General features: G+C 50.8%; 11 protein-coding genes. All 11 read left to right on the top strand.

Annotation, left to right across the window (positions count from 1 at the left end):
- Positions 1-2: 2 nt before the first annotated feature.
- The 11 genes from QQK89_RS07100 (at position 3) to QQK89_RS07050 (ending at position 16,354) form a co-directional block, all read left to right on the top strand.
- Complete coding sequence (locus tag QQK89_RS07100; protein WP_284237806.1) at positions 3-1,841, top strand: glycoside hydrolase family 127 protein; 1,839 nt, start codon at positions 3-5, stop codon at positions 1,839-1,841.
- 174 nt (positions 1,842-2,015) lie between these two features.
- Positions 2,016-2,693, top strand: coding sequence for a tetratricopeptide repeat protein (locus QQK89_RS07095; RefSeq protein WP_284237805.1), 678 nt, complete (start codon positions 2,016-2,018; stop codon positions 2,691-2,693).
- A gap of 80 nt (positions 2,694-2,773) precedes the next feature.
- Entirely contained in the window at positions 2,774-4,522 is a 1,749-nt protein-coding gene (locus tag QQK89_RS07090) for a sensor histidine kinase (RefSeq protein WP_284237804.1), read from the top strand.
- Between the two features lie 133 nt (positions 4,523-4,655).
- Complete coding sequence (locus QQK89_RS07085) at positions 4,656-6,242, top strand: SWIM zinc finger family protein (RefSeq protein WP_284237803.1); 1,587 nt, start codon at positions 4,656-4,658, stop codon at positions 6,240-6,242.
- Positions 6,239-9,133: a DEAD/DEAH box helicase gene (locus QQK89_RS07080; RefSeq protein ID WP_284237802.1), complete on the top strand. Its 2,895-nt coding sequence runs from the start codon at positions 6,239-6,241 to the stop codon at positions 9,131-9,133. Before QQK89_RS07085 ends, QQK89_RS07080 begins: the two co-directional genes overlap by 4 nt.
- A gap of 9 nt (positions 9,134-9,142) precedes the next feature.
- Complete coding sequence (locus QQK89_RS07075; protein WP_284237800.1) at positions 9,143-9,328, top strand: hypothetical protein; 186 nt, start codon at positions 9,143-9,145, stop codon at positions 9,326-9,328.
- Between the two features lie 190 nt (positions 9,329-9,518).
- Complete coding sequence (locus QQK89_RS07070) at positions 9,519-10,892, top strand: ABC transporter substrate-binding protein (protein ID WP_284237798.1); 1,374 nt, start codon at positions 9,519-9,521, stop codon at positions 10,890-10,892.
- 257 nt (positions 10,893-11,149) lie between these two features.
- Entirely contained in the window at positions 11,150-12,031 is an 882-nt protein-coding gene (locus tag QQK89_RS07065; protein ID WP_284237797.1) for a carbohydrate ABC transporter permease, read from the top strand.
- Positions 12,031-12,888, top strand: coding sequence for a carbohydrate ABC transporter permease (locus tag QQK89_RS07060; RefSeq protein ID WP_284237796.1), 858 nt, complete (start codon positions 12,031-12,033; stop codon positions 12,886-12,888). Before QQK89_RS07065 ends, QQK89_RS07060 begins: the two co-directional genes overlap by 1 nt.
- Positions 12,889-12,914: 26 nt before the next feature.
- Entirely contained in the window at positions 12,915-14,735 is a 1,821-nt protein-coding gene (locus QQK89_RS07055; protein ID WP_284237795.1) for a cache domain-containing sensor histidine kinase, read from the top strand.
- Entirely contained in the window at positions 14,732-16,354 is a 1,623-nt protein-coding gene (locus tag QQK89_RS07050) for a response regulator transcription factor (RefSeq protein WP_284237794.1), read from the top strand. The genes QQK89_RS07055 and QQK89_RS07050 overlap by 4 nt, the downstream gene beginning before the upstream one ends.
- Positions 16,355-16,378: the final 24 nt, after the last annotated feature.

Raw genomic sequence — 16,378 nt, 5'->3', positions numbered from 1 at the left:
CCATGACCGTAACGAATGAGCAGATCAAAGGCTGGCGCGGAGTCCCGTTCTCCGAGGTTGCCATTAACGAAGGCTTCTGGCGTCCGCGTCTCCAGACGCTGAAAGACGTGACGATGGGCGTGTGTCTTGACCAATGCGAGAAGACGAACCGGATTGCGAATTTCGCGCTTGCCGGCGGATTAACCGAAGGCAAATACGAGGGCATGTATTATAACGACTCCGATGTATACAAAGTACTCGAAGGTGCTGCCTACTCGCTTATGACGGAGCGCGATCCGAAGCTTGAAGCGGAAATTGACCGCATCATCGATTTGATCGAGGCGGCGCAAGAGAGCGATGGTTACTTGTCCACGTATTATACGGTCGAAGCTCCTGACAAGAAGTGGACCGACATGGAAAAACACGAGATGTACAACGGCGGCCATCTATTGGAAGCCGCGGTTGCTTATTATCAAGCAACCGGCAAGCGGAAGCTGCTTGACGTGGCCTGCCGTCTGGCGGATCATTATGACTCGTTGTTTGGCCCGGGCAAACGCCATTGGGCGGAAGGCCATGAAGAGATAGAGCTTGCGCTCGTGAAGCTGTTTGGCGTGACCGGAGAAGAACGGTATTGGAAGCTCGCGCTCTGGCTTCTGGAAGAACGCGGCCATGGCCATGGCATTGGCGCGATTTGGGATAAAGAGGATTGGGGTCCGGCGTACTGCCAGGATGACGTGCCGGTCAAAGATATCCGCGAAGTGAAAGGGCATGCCGTCCGGGCGATGTATCTCTATACGGCAATGGCGGATGTCGTGCTTGCCTCGGGCGATCCGACCTATATGGAGGCGCTTGACCGGGTATGGGCGCATACCGTTGAACGCAATATGTACATTACCGGCGGCATTGGGCCATCCGTCCATAACGAGGGCTTTACGCATGATTACGATCTGCCGAATGAGTCCGCCTACTGCGAAACTTGCGCGGCCATTGCCATGGCGTTCTGGAATCACCGGATGACGTTGCTTCATGGCGACGGCAAATATGCGGACTTGGTGGAGCGGGAGATGTTTAACGGCGCTTTGTCGGGCATATCGTTATCCGGAGACCGGTTCTTTTACGTAAATCCGCTCGCATCCAAAGGGGAGCATCACCGGGTGGAATGGTTCCACACTTCTTGCTGCCCGACAAACCTTGCGCGGTTCCTGCCGTCCATCGGCCAATACGCGTATGCCAAATCGGATGACGGCATTGCGGTCAACCAATATTTGAGCAGTGAAACCAAGGTTGAATTGGCAAGCGGAAGAAGCGTTCAGTTAGCCCAGTCGACCGCGTATCCTTGGGATGGCCGCGTACAGCTCCGGTTGGCGCCGGAACAGGCGGAAGCATTTACCGTGCGGCTGCGGTTGCCGGGTTGGTGCAGAAGCTACCGGCTGAAGGTTCAAGGCGAAGCGGTATCAGGCGAGGAAGCGCTGGCGGAGAAAGGTTATCTCGTGCTGAAGCGGCATTGGCTGCCGGGAGATACGATTGAGCTGGAGCTGGATATGCCGGTTGCGGCCGTTCGTTCCCGGGGCGAAGTCGAAGCCAACAAGGGCCGCATTGCTTTTGCGCGCGGGCCGGTCGTGTATTGCCTGGAGCAGACCGGCAATGAGCTGCTAACGTACGACGAGTTCTCCCTCAAAGCATCGGAACCGTTTGTTTCGGAGCATCAGAGCCATTTGCTTGGCGGGGTAACGGTATTGCGGGGCCGAACATCGGATGGCCGCTCCTGCGAACTCATTCCTTATTATGCGTGGGATAACCGGGAAGCCGGATTTATGCAAGTATGGGTGAAGGAAGCGGAAGATAACGGCCTGTACCGTTAATGAATAAGGTTAGGGAAAAGAAAAGAGCTGTTCTTGCGAGCCGTATGACTAGGCCGCGGGGACAGCTCTTTTTTTCTAGAATAAACGCAATAATGTCAAGAATATGTTAGAATTGACGAAAGATTTATTCATACAAATTACACCAATAAGTTTGAGATAAATCAGGGGGATTTTATGGGGAAATTATTTTTGCTATTCGTCTTTTTTACATGGATTTTCGGTAATCCGATTATTGCGATCATCGCAATCCTGTTTATTGTATATGTTTTGGACCGGCGGTTTATTGGCCTCTCGCCAAGCTTGCTGAAGCCGCTCCGAAGATCGTCCCGCTTAAGAAAGCTGAAGCGCCATATTGCGCAGTCTCCCAATGATACGTCTGCCAAGGTAGAGATCGCCCGCATATTAATCGACAAGAAAAAGTACCGCGAGGCGCTGAGTTTGCTTGATCCGCTCGAACGGGTGCTGGATGATTCGGCGGAGTATTGGGATGACCTGGGACTGTGCCTCATGCAGACCGGCAAGCCCGAAGCCGGCGAATCCGCCATGAGCAAAGCGCTGCTCTTGAACCCTAGAGTGAAGTATGGAGCGCCGTATTTAAGACTGGCTGCCCATTACTCGAAGCAGGATGCGGAGAGAGCGCTCTCCTATATCGAAGCGTTCCAGGAGATTCATTCTTCGTCCTGCGAAGCCTATTATCGCCTTGCTGAAATATACGAGCTAATGAACCGCAAGGATGACGCGTTGGAAGCGATCCGGGAAGGACTGCGGATCTACCGGGCTTTGCCCCGTTACAAGAAGCGCACCGAGCGCAAATGGGCGCTTCGCTTATTGATGAAGAGGTCCCGCGGATGATGGAAACAACTTCTTGCTCATTATAACGCGGCGGATATTGTATAATCGAATTAAACTACAAGAGCTTAAAGGAGCAACATATGCCTCGCAATATCTGGCTCATGGCGATCAGCTTGAGCGTTATCATCGTTTTACTCAGCAATGCCGCTTACTACTTTCTGACCAAACAAACGCTGGAAGATGCGCTTAACCATGAGATGCGGGCTGTTGCAAAGCAAATCGAATTTTCCGTCGAACAATCCAGGCTAGGTGCCGAGAAATTCCAGGATCAGATCGGACGGGAACTTCGGGTTGCGGCGATCGCGGCACAATACGCGCTTGATCCCGACGTTGAGAAGGTAACGAACGAGCAGTTGAAGGAATTAAGCGCCAAGCTGGGCGTCGAGCATATTACGCTGATGAAGAGAACGGCGGACAATATTATTTTGTACAAGTCCTCGGACGAGAACGAACTGGGCAAAGGGACCAAAACATGGGACCCATGGTATGTCGCCTTTAATCAGTTGTTCGACCAACATGAGGTCAGTATCGATTGGCTGGGGCAGACGCTTCCGAATTTCTGGAGCGGACCGTTTGAGGTCGCTTCCACCGACCCGGACAGCATCTACAAGTGGGGCTATTACCACGACGGCACGACCAACTACATTATTGATCCGTACGTCAGCTACAGGACGCTCGCCGATTACGAAAAGCTGACCGGCATTGACGAGTTAATCGACAAATCGATCAAAAGCAGCGATTCCTTGCTGGAAGCAACCGTCTTTAACCCGACTACATTAGGCAAAGGTTCTTTTGATACCGTTAATGAAGACGGGAAATTGCAGGGGCATTTGCTGCAGAAGGATATCTTTTACGGAACGTACCGTTACCAGGACGATGGCGACATCGGCCATGTAACCAAAGCATTTGCTACCGGCACATCTATTTCGGTCAACGAAAAGATTAACGGTAAACACGTGCTCAAACTGTTTATTCCGGTGTCGACAGGCAGCGAAGGCGTCAACCTCGTTGATGAGAACGGAAATCCAATCCATGGATACGTTCTGTCACTGGTATCCGATTACCAAGTCATTCAAGACAGGCTGGATGCGCAATTTTTGAACATTGGCATCGTCATCTTCCTCGTTACCGGAATCAGTCTCGTGGTCGCCCTCGTTGCGATGCGCTATTTCCGCCAGACTCGCGAGAAGGTCGTTGAAGTCACGCAGCAGACGTATGTCGATGAGATCAACAGCATGTTCCAGTCGATCCGGGCGCAGCGGCATGATTTCCTGAATCATGTTCAGACGATCCATTCCCTTGCGGAGCTCAACAAATCGAAGGAACTGGTCGCGTATACGAAAGAACTGACCGGCGAGATCCGGCTCATGAACGATATTATTAATATCGGGAACCCGGCAATTGCGGCACTCATCCGGTCAAAAATCTCGCAGGCCGAAAGCTACCGGATTGCGTTCTCCTGCTCCTTCAGCGGACTTAACCGGCTCGAGATGGGGCTCAAGACGCTTGACGTGAATCGGATGCTCGGCAACCTGATTGATAACGCGTTTGATGAGGTTATGAAATATGCCGAGGGATGCCGGGAGGTTGAACTTACGGGCAGCCAAATGGAAGACTATCTCGAATTTTGCATCCGCAATACTTGTTCCAATGCCCGGGAAGTAACGGCAAAACCTTTGTTCGAAGCGGGTTTCACTACCAAAGACGATGCCCATCAAGGTCTTGGGTTGTTTACCGTCAAGTCGATTACGGAAAAGTACAGAGGAACCATTCAGGTCATCACGGAAGATGAGGGCATAATTACGTTCTATATTCGCATTCCGCACTAATAGCTATTATCCATTCAGCAGTCCATTTACTCTTTCGGGAGGGAAATGGGCTGCTTTTGTCTTTTCAGAGGGGGCATTTGTTGTGGTATACTAATAAGATGCTAGGTGAACGGAAGAGGGCGGGTGAACGAACTTGGCAAGTCTTGATGATAAGCTTCATACAGCGCTTGAACATAGTCTGGGACAACATTTGAACGAAGAAATCATTCGCCGCGGATGGAATTATTATCGGAGCGGCCAGGTGCTGAACGTCAAGCAGGCGGACGAAGATACGTTATACGGCGCCGTGCAGGGCTCGGATGTATACTCCGTATTGCTTGATTCAGACCATTTCAAATACAGCAAATGTACTTGTCCCTTTAATGATTATTGCAAACATATGGCGGCTGTTTATTTCGCCTATTGCCATAGCTTGGACGGAGAAGCGGCGGCGAAAGCGGCCTACGACCGGATTATGGGGAATGACCAGAAGCAGCAGGGGACGGTTACCGTAAGCGTGCCGAAGTTTAGCGGCCGGCATGATCAACCGTCGGACGATGCTTCGCCGGAAGAGTGGGGACGCTGGATGGAGGACGAATACGGCGAAACATGGCGCAGCTGCCGTCATTCGCTTCATGCCTTGCAGCCGGTCTTGTCGGCTCTAAAGGGAACTACGAAGCATTGGGATAAACGAAGCCAGCGGCTGCACTGGATGAGCGTGATTTTGTTCGTGCTCGATCAGGCGGAGCAGGCCATCAAGACGGTCGATACGTTCAGCCGTTATTATCACGAAATGTCGTTTCTGCGCATGGCGGAGCCATGGGTAGAGCATTATTATACGCTGGCGCTTGAGCTGGAACCGTCCGAAGCGGACGGGGAGCTCCGCCATTGGATTGATTATTTGGCGGGTTACGCCAAGAGCAAAGCGATGAAAAACGAGCAGCAGCTGTTTGACTGGACCTTTATTTATTTGGCGATATGCGAACGGATGTCTACGGATGCGCAGTGGTATACGCGCGAGTTAGACAACATGGCGAAGGAAGAATACCGGGAAGCGGATGAGTCGGTTAATGTGAGTTTCATCCATACCGCGGCAGCGATGCTTAGTTTTTTTGGACGGGATGACGAAGCTGCGCTTGCGCATTTCGGCAAGACGGATTTCCAGCGCTCCCAGAAGGTCATTTATCCTTGCGTAGCGCAACGGCTGGAAGAAGGAGACTGGACCATCATCGGCTCTTGGATGAACTTCCTGTATGAGCATATTTCAAAGGTTAAGAATGCAAGGACGATTGGGCCGTTTATGACGTTGTGCAGAAGAGCGGATACGGATCAGCCCGATGAACCGCTCTGGACCCGTTATATGGTTGAGATGCTGCCGCATTCTTACGCCGACTTGTCGGATCATTGGCTTGCCGTGAAAAAGTACGACGAGTGGGCGGATCTCCAGCTCCTGATCGGAATGAAGCCGGATGATCTTGGCGTTCAAAATATTCGCGAGATGACGAAGGCCGCACCGCATGTGTTGATACCGCTCTATCATCAGTCTATTGAGGAGTCCATCAATTCACGCAACCGGCAGGGTTACCGCCTTGCCGTGAAAGAGCTGAAGAAGCTGGAGAAGCTCTATAATGCCGGTAAACACGCGGACAAATGGGAGCGCTACATTGAAGGGATCGTGAGCAAGTACCAACGGCTTCGCGCATTCCAGGAAGAGCTGTGGAAAGGAAAAATCGTAACATGAAATCATTCATCGGCGCTCGTGCATTACTCGTGGACGGATACTGGAAGCATGGCGAACATGCGGGAGACAGTGGCATCATTCTTGCGGCATCCGACCGTAAGGAAAGTCCGGTCAGGCTGAAGCAGGTTCTATTTGCCTGGCATCAGGCCTCCTGGTATGGCGCAGAGGTTGAAGAAATAGAGGCGGAAGGCGGGAAAGCGCTGAAGCTTCCCCCTCTGCTTGCCGTCGATTACTTGTCTTTTCCCCAGCATGTAAGGCTTCTGCAGGTGGAATGGTCGGATAGGCTTCAATCCTTGATGCAGCTGGCAGGTAAGCTTCGTGAAGTTTTGCTGGAAGGATGGTTTCAGCCGGACTGGGGACGCTGGTCAGAGCATAGACGGGCTTGGAGGCTGGAGGTTCCGGCCGATCAAGCTGCTTTTGCGCTGGAATGGCAGCGGCTGGTGCTTGATTCCGGCATCGCCGGCGCGGACCAGTGGCTAAGCGATGCGGTTGAAGAAATACTGGCGCAGAACGACCAAGCTGTGGCCGCTTGGCGCACAATCACCGCTGCGGCAGGCGGGGAGACCGTTCTGCAGCATAAGGCAGCGGATGAAGAGGACTGGCTGATTGCGCTGGGCCTTCATAAGGATACGATGCCGTTCAAAGTTGCTCTCCAGTTGGCAGAACCGGCCCCAGGGGCAAGCTGGCAGCTTCGGCCTGCTTTGCAAGACCGTAATGGCGGACCGTGGATTCCGGTCGTTTATTCCAAAGGGAACTGGCAGGCGTTGTTTGAACAAGACGGACCGCTGCCGGAAGACTGGCTGCCGCATCTGGAGTCAAGGCTTGCGAAGGAGCAAGGACGGTGGCTTGCAGCCCTGCCGGATTGGAGAGACGAAGCTGATCCGGAGAAGCTGCGCGGACAACTCTCGGATAACGATGCTTGGTTCTTTATGGAGAAAGCTAGTCTGCAGCTGCTGGAAGCAGGCTGTCCGGTACTTCTGCCAAGCTGGTGGGAAGCAGTCCGTTCCCGCCGGGTAAGGCTAAAGGCGAAGATGAAATCTTCGGTAGGTTCCGATGCGCAGCCGATGTTCGGCCTCGATCAGATCGTGCAGTTCGACTGGAAGATGGCGCTTGGCAATATCGACATATCGGAGTCGGAGTTCATACGGCTTGCCGAGGAAAACCGCAGGCTGATGAATATTGGCGGAGAGTGGGTTCATCTTGATCCCCAAGATGTAGCCCAAATCCGCGACTGGATGAAGCGGGTAGGCAAACGCAAAGGGTTGTCTTTCCGCGACGTGATGGAAATGCATTTGCTTGGCGGTACCTTGACGGAAGACGGGGAAGATGCTTCCTTGGATCTGCGGGCCGAAGTGGAATTAAATGACCATTTGACCAGATGGCTCGAGCAGCTGCAGCATACAGCGGAGATTCCGCTTGTCGATATACCTGACAGCTTCCGCGGTTCCTTGCGTCCTTATCAGCTGCAAGGGGTATCCTGGCTGCTATTTCTCCGGAAATTTGGCCTTGGCGGCGTGCTTGCCGATGACATGGGTCTTGGCAAGACGATCCAGTTCATGGCGTATTTGTCCTATGTGAAAGAGCATGGCAATCATAGTTTTGGTCCGTCTCTCCTAATCTGTCCGACGTCGGTTATCGGCAACTGGCAGAAGGAGCTGGAGAAGTTCGCTCCAACGCTGACGGCCTACCTGCATTATGGGCCCAAACGGGAAAAAGGCGAAGCGCTCCAAGAAGCGATTGCGGATGCCGATATCGTCATCACTTCTTATTCGCTTGCCCAAATTGACGAAGAAGAGCTGAATCAGATCGAGTGGAATGCGTTATGTCTAGACGAAGCTCAAAATATAAAAAACGTGTATACGAAGCAGTCGGCCGCCATCCGCGGCCTTCCCGCCAATCACCGGATCGCCTTGACCGGTACGCCGATGGAGAACCGGCTGACCGAGCTGTGGTCGATCTACGATTTCATTAACCCGGGTTACCTGGGCAGCATGGGCGAATTCCGCAAAGCGATTGTGCTTCCGATCGAACGCACTCGCGACGAGCAGGTCATCAGCGGCTTGCAGCGCTGGGTGAAACCTTTTATGCTGCGCAGGGTGAAGAAGGATCCGGCCATCCAGCTGTCGCTTCCGGAGAAAAACGAAGCGAAAACGTATTTATCGCTTACGGCCGAACAAGGCGCCATTTACGAGAATATCGTTGCCGATCTGCTCGAGAAGCTGGATAAGCTAGGACCTATGCAGCGGCGGGGGCTGATACTCGCTTCCCTCACGCGGCTTAAGCAGCTTTGCGATCATCCGTCTATGCTAAGCGAAGAACGCGAATTGCAGCAGTGGGACGAGAACCGTTCGAACAAGGTTGCGCGTCTGCTCGAGATGGTGGAGGAGATTGCTTCCGAAGGCGAACGCTGCCTGATCTTCACTCAGTTTGTTGATATGGGCGAGCAGCTCAAGAAGCTGCTTGAAGAGCGGCTGGAGCTAAAGGTTCCTTATTTGCACGGCGGCGTTCCGAAAGCCAAACGGGACGAGATGATCGAGAATTTCCAGAACCCAGAGGTTCCTTGCTGCGCGTTTGTCTTGTCGCTGAAGGCCGGCGGTACAGGGCTTAATCTTACGGCCGCCAACCACGTCTTCCATTTCGACCGGTGGTGGAATCCGGCTGTCGAGAATCAGGCGACGGATCGTGCTTTCCGGATTGGCCAGACCAAGCAGGTACAGGTTCATAAGTTTATTACGCTTGGCACCCTTGAGGAGAAAATCGACGAGATGATTGACCGCAAGCAACAGTTGAACGAGCAGGTCGTCGGACAATCGGAGCAATGGATTACGGAGCTGTCGACGGATGAATTGAAAGAGCTGTTTGCGCTTCGCAAAAACTGGCTGAAGGGATGAGGGGGATAAATGTCCGAGGAGAAAGACAAGTGGGCAAAAGCGATGACGGAACGGCATGTTGCCTCCCCTGAGCCGCAGCAGCCGCATAAGGATAACGTTGATCGGGGTATGTCAGGTTCGGCGCAAGGAAACGAAGAGTGGCAAGCTTTTTATAAGGCTATTCGAGCTCATGTAGAGGATATGCGTAAGCAATAGGTGATTTTATATTACACAGCTTGTCGGAAATAGTAACCCGGCGAGCTGTGTTTTTTTATCCCTGTTTCGAAAAATAATAGAATTGTATCCCTCCTCCTGCTTATTTTCGACCTCCCGAGCAATGAATTATCGAATCTATAATAAAGGTGCAAGGCAAACAAGCAACATTATATCGAGGAGGTCTTCTTAAATGAAAAAAAGTACAATGCTCATCGCCACGATGCTTGCCGCGTTTACTATGGTCGCTTCGGCTTGCGGTTCGGATAACAACGGCGGCAATAACAAAGCCAGCACGGAACCTTCGCAAGAGCCGGCGGCTACTACAGAAGCAACTCCAACTCCTGAAGCAAAAGACGTAACATTGTCCCTGCGTCATACTCAAATTAAAGAGACAAGCAAAAACCGCCTGAAAATTCTCGAAGACGTTGTAAAGAAAACGCAAGACGAGAATCCTGGCCTTACCTTCAAGCTGGAAGGCATTGACGAAGTCGTTAACCGCGATCAAAAGCTGAAAGCGGAAATGACAGCGGGCAACCCGCCTGATATCTTCGAAGTGTTCGGCGGCGCCGACCTGAACTTGTACGTCAAAGCAGGCCGCATGCTTGATCTGACTCCGATCATTGAAGAACTTGGCATTAAAGACAAATTCGCCAGCCTTGACGAGTTCACGGTTGACGGTAAAGTATACGGCTTGCCATTCGGCGGCTACTCGGAAGGTATTTTCTACAACAAGAAAATCTTCGCAGATCTTGGTCTGTCCGTTCCGACTTCGTGGGATCAACTGATCGAAACGGCTGACAAAATCAAAGCAGCAGGCATTACGCCGCTTGGTCTGGCAGCAAAAGACGGTTGGGTAAACGGCATGCTCTGGAATACGGTTATGGAGCGCAACGTTGGTATCGACGCGATCAACAAACTTGTAACCGGCGAAGCAAAATGGACGGACGCAGGTTTTGTGAAAGGCTTTACTGACTACGCAACGCTTGTAAACAATGACTACTTCACAAAAGGCGCACTCGGTCTGGCATACGCGGATCAAGGCGCGCAACTTCTGTCCGGCAAAGCGGCAATGGTATTTACGGGCTCGTGGGATGCTAACCGCTTCACGGGCGACGAAGCAGGCGATCTGAAAGGCCAAATCGGCTACTTCAACTTCCCGTCGATCTCAGGCGGAGCCGGCGACCAAACGTCGATCAACGCTTCATACTCGAACGGATTTGGCTTCTCGGCTAACCTGAACGAAGATCAAGTTGCCATGGTTAAGAAATTTATCGCTAACTTCTACAGTGAAGAAATCCAAAAACGCACGCTGCTCGAAGACAAGGTTCTTCCTTCGATGAAGCTGTCCGACCTGTCCGGCGTAGATCCGCTAATCTCTGACGTACTGACGGTTATGGCTAACGCTTCGACTTCCTGGAAAGCTTATGACGCGATCGTTCAACCTGCTGTTGGCGCTGTTGTTAACGTAGGTCTGCAAGAGCTGATCGGTAAGGTGAGCAAGCCTGAGAAGGTTGCAAAAGATATTCAGGCCGCACAAGACAAGGCTAACGCTGCAACTAAGTAAGATGTGACCGCTACGCGAAAGTATCATTCTTCCGATCGCCGTTGCCACCGAATTTCTTCATTGCAATCCGCTTAGCGGATGAAATTCGGGTGGCAAAAGCGAACGCAGGCTTCTCCAGAATGATACTTTCGCTCCGCTGGTGCGGCACGCGAGAATATCTAAACAACTGCACAGGCTTGGAAAAAAGGAAGAGGAAAAAAAGCTAAGGTTGAACTTAACCTTAGCTTTTTTAAAGGAAGGAAGCAGGAGGCGAAGTTATGAACAAGGCGCTCAGAAATCCATTCACATACATCGCGTTCATCATCCCAACGCTTGTATTGTATGCTTTGTTTTTTGTATATCCGGTTATCGTATCGTTTGTTTACGGATTTTATCAATGGGACGGCATTACGGAAAAAGTGTTTATCGGCATCGATAACTTCACGAGACTGTGGAAAGACGAAGTTTTCTTGAAATCGCTTGCGAACAATTTCTATTTTATGGCGTTCTCATTAGTTGTGAATATTCCGCTCGTCTTCCTTATCTCGATTCTGATCAGTAAGGTTGGCCGCATGCGTGACTTCTACAAGTCGGCCGTGTTTGTACCTGTCGTTATCTCGACGGCTACGGTCGCTATATTGTTTGGCGTGTTGTACAACTATGATTCCGGACTTATCAACCAATTCATCCGTCTGGTCGCTCCGGATAGCTGGGCACGGGAATGGCTGTCGGATCCCAAACTTGCGATGCTCTCGATTCTGATCGCTAACGCATGGCAAAATATCGGCTTCTTTATCGTCCTATGCTTGGCCGCAATCTTGAACATTCCGAAAGAAATTGTGGAAGCTTCCAAGATTGACGGTATCAACGGCTGGAGCGAAACTTGGCTCATTACGCTTCCGCTCATCCGTCCGGTGTTGTTCGTTATGCTGCTGCTCACCGTATCCGGCACGATGAAGGTGCTTGATATCGTTCAGATTATGACAAACGGCGGTCCGTTCCAATCGACGGAAGTGATGTCCACGTACATGCTGAAAGTCGGCTTCCGTTCAATGGAGCTTGGCTACGGCAGCGCGATTGGCGTAACGATGTTTATTCTGATTCTCGTGCTTACGGGCATCTTGCAAAAACTGACGAAGCATGAGGAGGTGCAGTACTAATGAATGCGGCAATTACGGGACTGCGCAAAGGGAAGTTTTGGATTCATTTTTCGTTGATTGTTTACATCGTTTGCACGTTATTCCCGCTTGTCTGGCTCCTTATGTCTTCCTTCAAGACGAGCCGCGAGATTACGGTCAATACTTGGGGATTTCCGAAACATTTCAATTTCGATAACTACCGGCAGGCTTGGGAAACGGCGAAAATTGGCCTGTACGCTTTGAACAGCGTAAAAGTGACGTTGCTTGCTTGTCTCATTACGCTGTTGTTTGCGGCGATGACCTCGTTTGCTTTGTCCCGCATGAAATATTCCCGGATGAATAAAGCGGTGTACCAATTTATCCTGTTTGGCTTGCTTGTTCCGCCCGGTGCGTTGTTCATTCCGCTCTACCGTTTAATTCAGCAAATGAGCCTTGGCGGCATCCATTTATACAATTCGCATTTCGGCCTTATTTTGGTATACTGCACATATGCTTTGCCTATTACCGTGTTTATTATTTATGCATTTATGTTATCCATTCCGGGTGAACTTGAAGAAGCGGGCATTATGGACGGGCTTTCGGCCGGCGGGTTATTTGTAAAAGTCGTTCTGCCGATCTCGCTGCCCGCGCTTGTTACCGTTACGATTCTTAATTTCATCGGCAACTGGAACGAATATATTTTATCCCAATTATTTATTACGTCAGAATCACTCCGCACGCTGCCGACGGGTATGGCGAGCTTTAATGACGGCTACCGCACGAACTTTGCCGCATTGTCGGCTGCCGTTATTATGAGCATTATTCCGGTGCTGGTTGTGTACTTCTTCTTGCAGAAGCAGATAATTGAAGGCATGACGGCGGGAAGCGTGAAGGGCTGACAGACATATCGGAAGGAGCCCGCTAGATGAACTTGAGACCAAAGCTGATGCTTGCTTTTATCCTTCTGGTTGTGTTTCCGATGATTGGACTTGGTATCGTATCTTTTCTGAACACGGAAACCGTCCTGGAGAAAAAATACAGCGAGCAGACCGAAATCTCACTCAAGGCTGTCGGAGGGAATATCAAGTATTTCTTCAAAGAACTTGATCAGCTCTCCGACGGTAATTTAACGAGCTCCGAGGTGCAGGATACGCTGAATTACACGAAATATTATTCCAGCGATGACGCAAGCACCCTAATTGCCATTAACCAATCGGAAAAGGAAATGAAGCGGATTCTGTTCCAGCATCCGGCGGTCAGCTACGTGGTGCTGTACGCGATGGACGGCACGATGTTCCGCGCATTCCGCAATGATCCTACGACGTTTCGGCCTATCGCGTTTGAGGCGCTCAAGGACCAGTCCTTATATAATGAAACGATTCAATTGGGAGGCCGTCCGAAGTGGATTGGCCCTTACGAGCATCAGGAGCTGACGGGCGTAGAACCGCCGCTTTTTACCCAGCTGAGGCTTGTTAAAGATTATGAGACGCTAGACGACTTAGGGCTTATGATCACGCAATACAAGACGGAAGAAGTGTATTCCATGCTGAATACCTTCCTCAATCCGGCGGCGGAAGGCCCAAATTCCAGATATGTGATCGTGAACTCCGAAGGCCTTGTGATGCTTGATAGCAATAAACATTTCGAAGGAACGAATATATCGGAATATTCCAGCGCTTTGCCGCAAAAGACCGCCGATTACTCAAGCGCAAGGTTGCGGTTTGACGGGGAAGACAGTCTCGTCTCCTCGTATAATCTCGGGTTTAGTGGTTGGGTTCTCGTATCGGTGAAGTCTTGGGATAATCTGACGAACGAAAATGAACGTTTTGTCCAATGGATCGGCATGATTACGATCCTTTGTATTTTGTCCGCGATCTTGTTCAACATCTTCTTCGTGAACCGGGTAGCCAAAAGCATTATTAAAGTCGTCCGCAAAATGCGTCTAGTGGAGCAAGGTCTTCTTGATATTAGAGTTAATGCGCAAGGGAAAGACGAGACGGTGCTTCTTGCTAATAGCTTCAACAGCATGGTAGAGCGGATCGGCGAGCTTCTGACCGAAGTTCGAACCGAACAGGAACGCAAGCAACATGCCGAGATGATGTTGATGCAGGCGCAGATCAAGCCGCATTTCTTGTTTAATACGCTGGAGTCTATCAATGCCCTTGCCGCGCAAAATGAAGGCGGTAAAATTATGATGATGGTGCGTCGTTTAAGCAATCTGCTGCGCACGAGCATGCATCATACCGAAGAGATTTACCTAAGCCAGGAAATTGAGCATGTCCGCAGTTATCTGGAAATTCAAAAATACCGATTCGAGGATTTATTTACTTATGAATTGAACGTATCGGAAGAGGCGTTTGATTATTCTATCCTTAAGCTTACGCTTCAACCGCTCGTTGAGAATAGTATCCAACATGGCTTTGAAGGGCTCGAAGACGGAATTGGCATCATTACGATCGAAGTTATCGTCGAAGCGCATCAGATAGTTATTATGGTCAGCGATAATGGACATGGCATGAACGAGCAGACGCTCAAGAAGTTCGCTGAAAGAGAGCAGCAGCTGCCAAGCGGCAAACGGCGCAATGCCGCAGAGCTTGGAGAACGGCGGGGACTGGGGCTCCGGAACGTAGCGGATCGCCTTCGCATTCATTATGGTCCATCTTACGGATTAAGGATTTGCAGCGCGGAAGGATACGGCACGGTGATCCGCTGCACCATCCCAAAAAATCGAGGTGAACGATTATGAACGGCAAAGTATTGCTCGTAGATGATGAGCCGCATATTACTAGGAATCTCGAGAAGGTCATTCCATGGGAAATGCTTGGCTTAACCGTTGGCGGGACGGCAAAAAACGGAATGGAGGCTCTTGAGCTTCTAGAGTCGGAATCGTTTGATCTCGTGTTATGCGATATTCGGATGCCGGTCATGGATGGACTTGAGCTCGTCAGGCATATTCGGGAAAAAGGGACGGAAAGCGACATTATTATGTTGTCCGGTTATCAGGATTTTGCTTATACCCGGGCAGCTATTCAATACGGCGTGAAGGATTATGTCTTAAAGCCTATACCATATGACGAATTAACGGGAGTTATTGCCCGGGTAATGGCGAACCAACGCCAGAAGAAAAAGCAGCTGAACGAAGAAAAACAAAAGATTGGCCGGATGATCGATCTGGCTAGCGAAAAAGTTTTGTACGATATATTGATGGATTACACGGAAGTCACAAGCGGCAATTGGCTATTCAGCGGGGAAGAGCAGGAGCTGGACAAGAAATACGCGTTGATCGTGTTTGATCTCGACGTCAGCTCGGAGCGGACCAAGGATTGGCGCGAATGGTCGGACAAAGAGCGGAAGTTGTGGAATTTCGCGGTATGCAATGTCCTTCGGGAGAAGCTGCAGCAGAACGGCCTTCATCATGCCGTTATTCAAATTCGGGACGGCGAATGGTGCGTGCTGATTGAAAGCGAACCATCGCAGGCGTATGACATGAAGCAGATTTCCGGTTGGACAGAACTGCTCCTAAGCGCCGTGAAAAATCACGTCAAGCTATCGCTTTATGCGGGAATTTACAGGGAATACGCCGATATTACCGCTTTGTCCCAAGCTTATAAGCTAGTGCAGCAAGGGATGCAACTCACTCCGTTGCAGGAGGCGATAACGGTTTATCCGAATGACCTGGCGGGTTCGTCGCGCGAGGATCAAGCGTTCTGGGATACGTCCGAGAAGCTGATTGGCGCCGTGAAGCGAGGCGATACGGTTGTTGTTGACGACGAGCTGAAGCATCTGACGACGCAACTGCAGCTGATGAATGAAACCTCGCTTGGACGCTTCAAGCCGATGCTGCATTTCTTCGTATTAAACTTGATGCGCGAGACGAAAGAAATGGGCATTTTTTCGCGCGAACAGGAAGATCTGCTGTGGCTGAAACTCGACCGGAGGTTTGGCATCAAGGATTTGCTGTCCGTCATTCTGCAGGTGACCAAGGCGGTTGCCGACAAATCGACGGATAAGAAAAAACAATCCGAGCGTTCGATGGCGGAAGCCAAATCTTTCCTTGGCCGCAACCTGTACCGGGATTTAAGCGTGGAAGAGGCGGCAACCCATGTGGGTTTAAGCACCTCTTATTTCAGCTTGTTGTTCAAACAAACGTATAACGAGACTTTTATCGAATATGTAACCCGCCAGCGGATGGAGAAGGCGAAGTCGCTGCTTGCCGATACGATGAAGAGCATTGCTCAAATCGCCAAGGAAGTTGGGTATGCGGAACGCAGATATTTCACGAAAGTATTTATGAAATACACGGGGGAGAATCCGACGGATTACCGGAACAAGCATCAAGGTGATTCCGTTCAGGCAGAGAGCTAGATCATCGTTTGAAGAAGGGGATGC

Source organism: Paenibacillus glycanilyticus, assembly GCF_030161375.1.
GTDB classification, from domain to species: domain Bacteria; phylum Bacillota; class Bacilli; order Paenibacillales; family Paenibacillaceae; genus Pristimantibacillus; species Pristimantibacillus glycanilyticus_B.
Note: the sequence above shows the minus strand (reverse complement) of the source record. Positions and strands in the feature narration are given on the sequence as shown.

What these genes read in the sequence shown, in the direction of transcription:
- QQK89_RS07100 (WP_284237806.1), top strand. Translation starts at nt 3, where the DNA reads ATGACCGTAACGAATGAGCAGATCAAAGGCTGGCGCGGAGTCCCGTTC.
- QQK89_RS07095 (WP_284237805.1), top strand. Translation starts at nt 2,016, where the DNA reads ATGGGGAAATTATTTTTGCTATTCGTCTTTTTTACATGGATTTTCGGT.
- QQK89_RS07090 (WP_284237804.1), top strand. Translation starts at nt 2,774, where the DNA reads ATGCCTCGCAATATCTGGCTCATGGCGATCAGCTTGAGCGTTATCATC.
- QQK89_RS07080 (WP_284237802.1), top strand. Translation starts at nt 6,239, where the DNA reads ATGAAATCATTCATCGGCGCTCGTGCATTACTCGTGGACGGATACTGG.
- QQK89_RS07075 (WP_284237800.1), top strand. Translation starts at nt 9,143, where the DNA reads ATGTCCGAGGAGAAAGACAAGTGGGCAAAAGCGATGACGGAACGGCAT.
- QQK89_RS07070 (WP_284237798.1), top strand. Translation starts at nt 9,519, where the DNA reads ATGAAAAAAAGTACAATGCTCATCGCCACGATGCTTGCCGCGTTTACT.
- QQK89_RS07065 (WP_284237797.1), top strand. Translation starts at nt 11,150, where the DNA reads ATGAACAAGGCGCTCAGAAATCCATTCACATACATCGCGTTCATCATC.
- QQK89_RS07060 (WP_284237796.1), top strand. Translation starts at nt 12,031, where the DNA reads ATGAATGCGGCAATTACGGGACTGCGCAAAGGGAAGTTTTGGATTCAT.
- QQK89_RS07055 (WP_284237795.1), top strand. Translation starts at nt 12,915, where the DNA reads ATGAACTTGAGACCAAAGCTGATGCTTGCTTTTATCCTTCTGGTTGTG.
- QQK89_RS07050 (WP_284237794.1), top strand. Translation starts at nt 14,732, where the DNA reads ATGAACGGCAAAGTATTGCTCGTAGATGATGAGCCGCATATTACTAGG.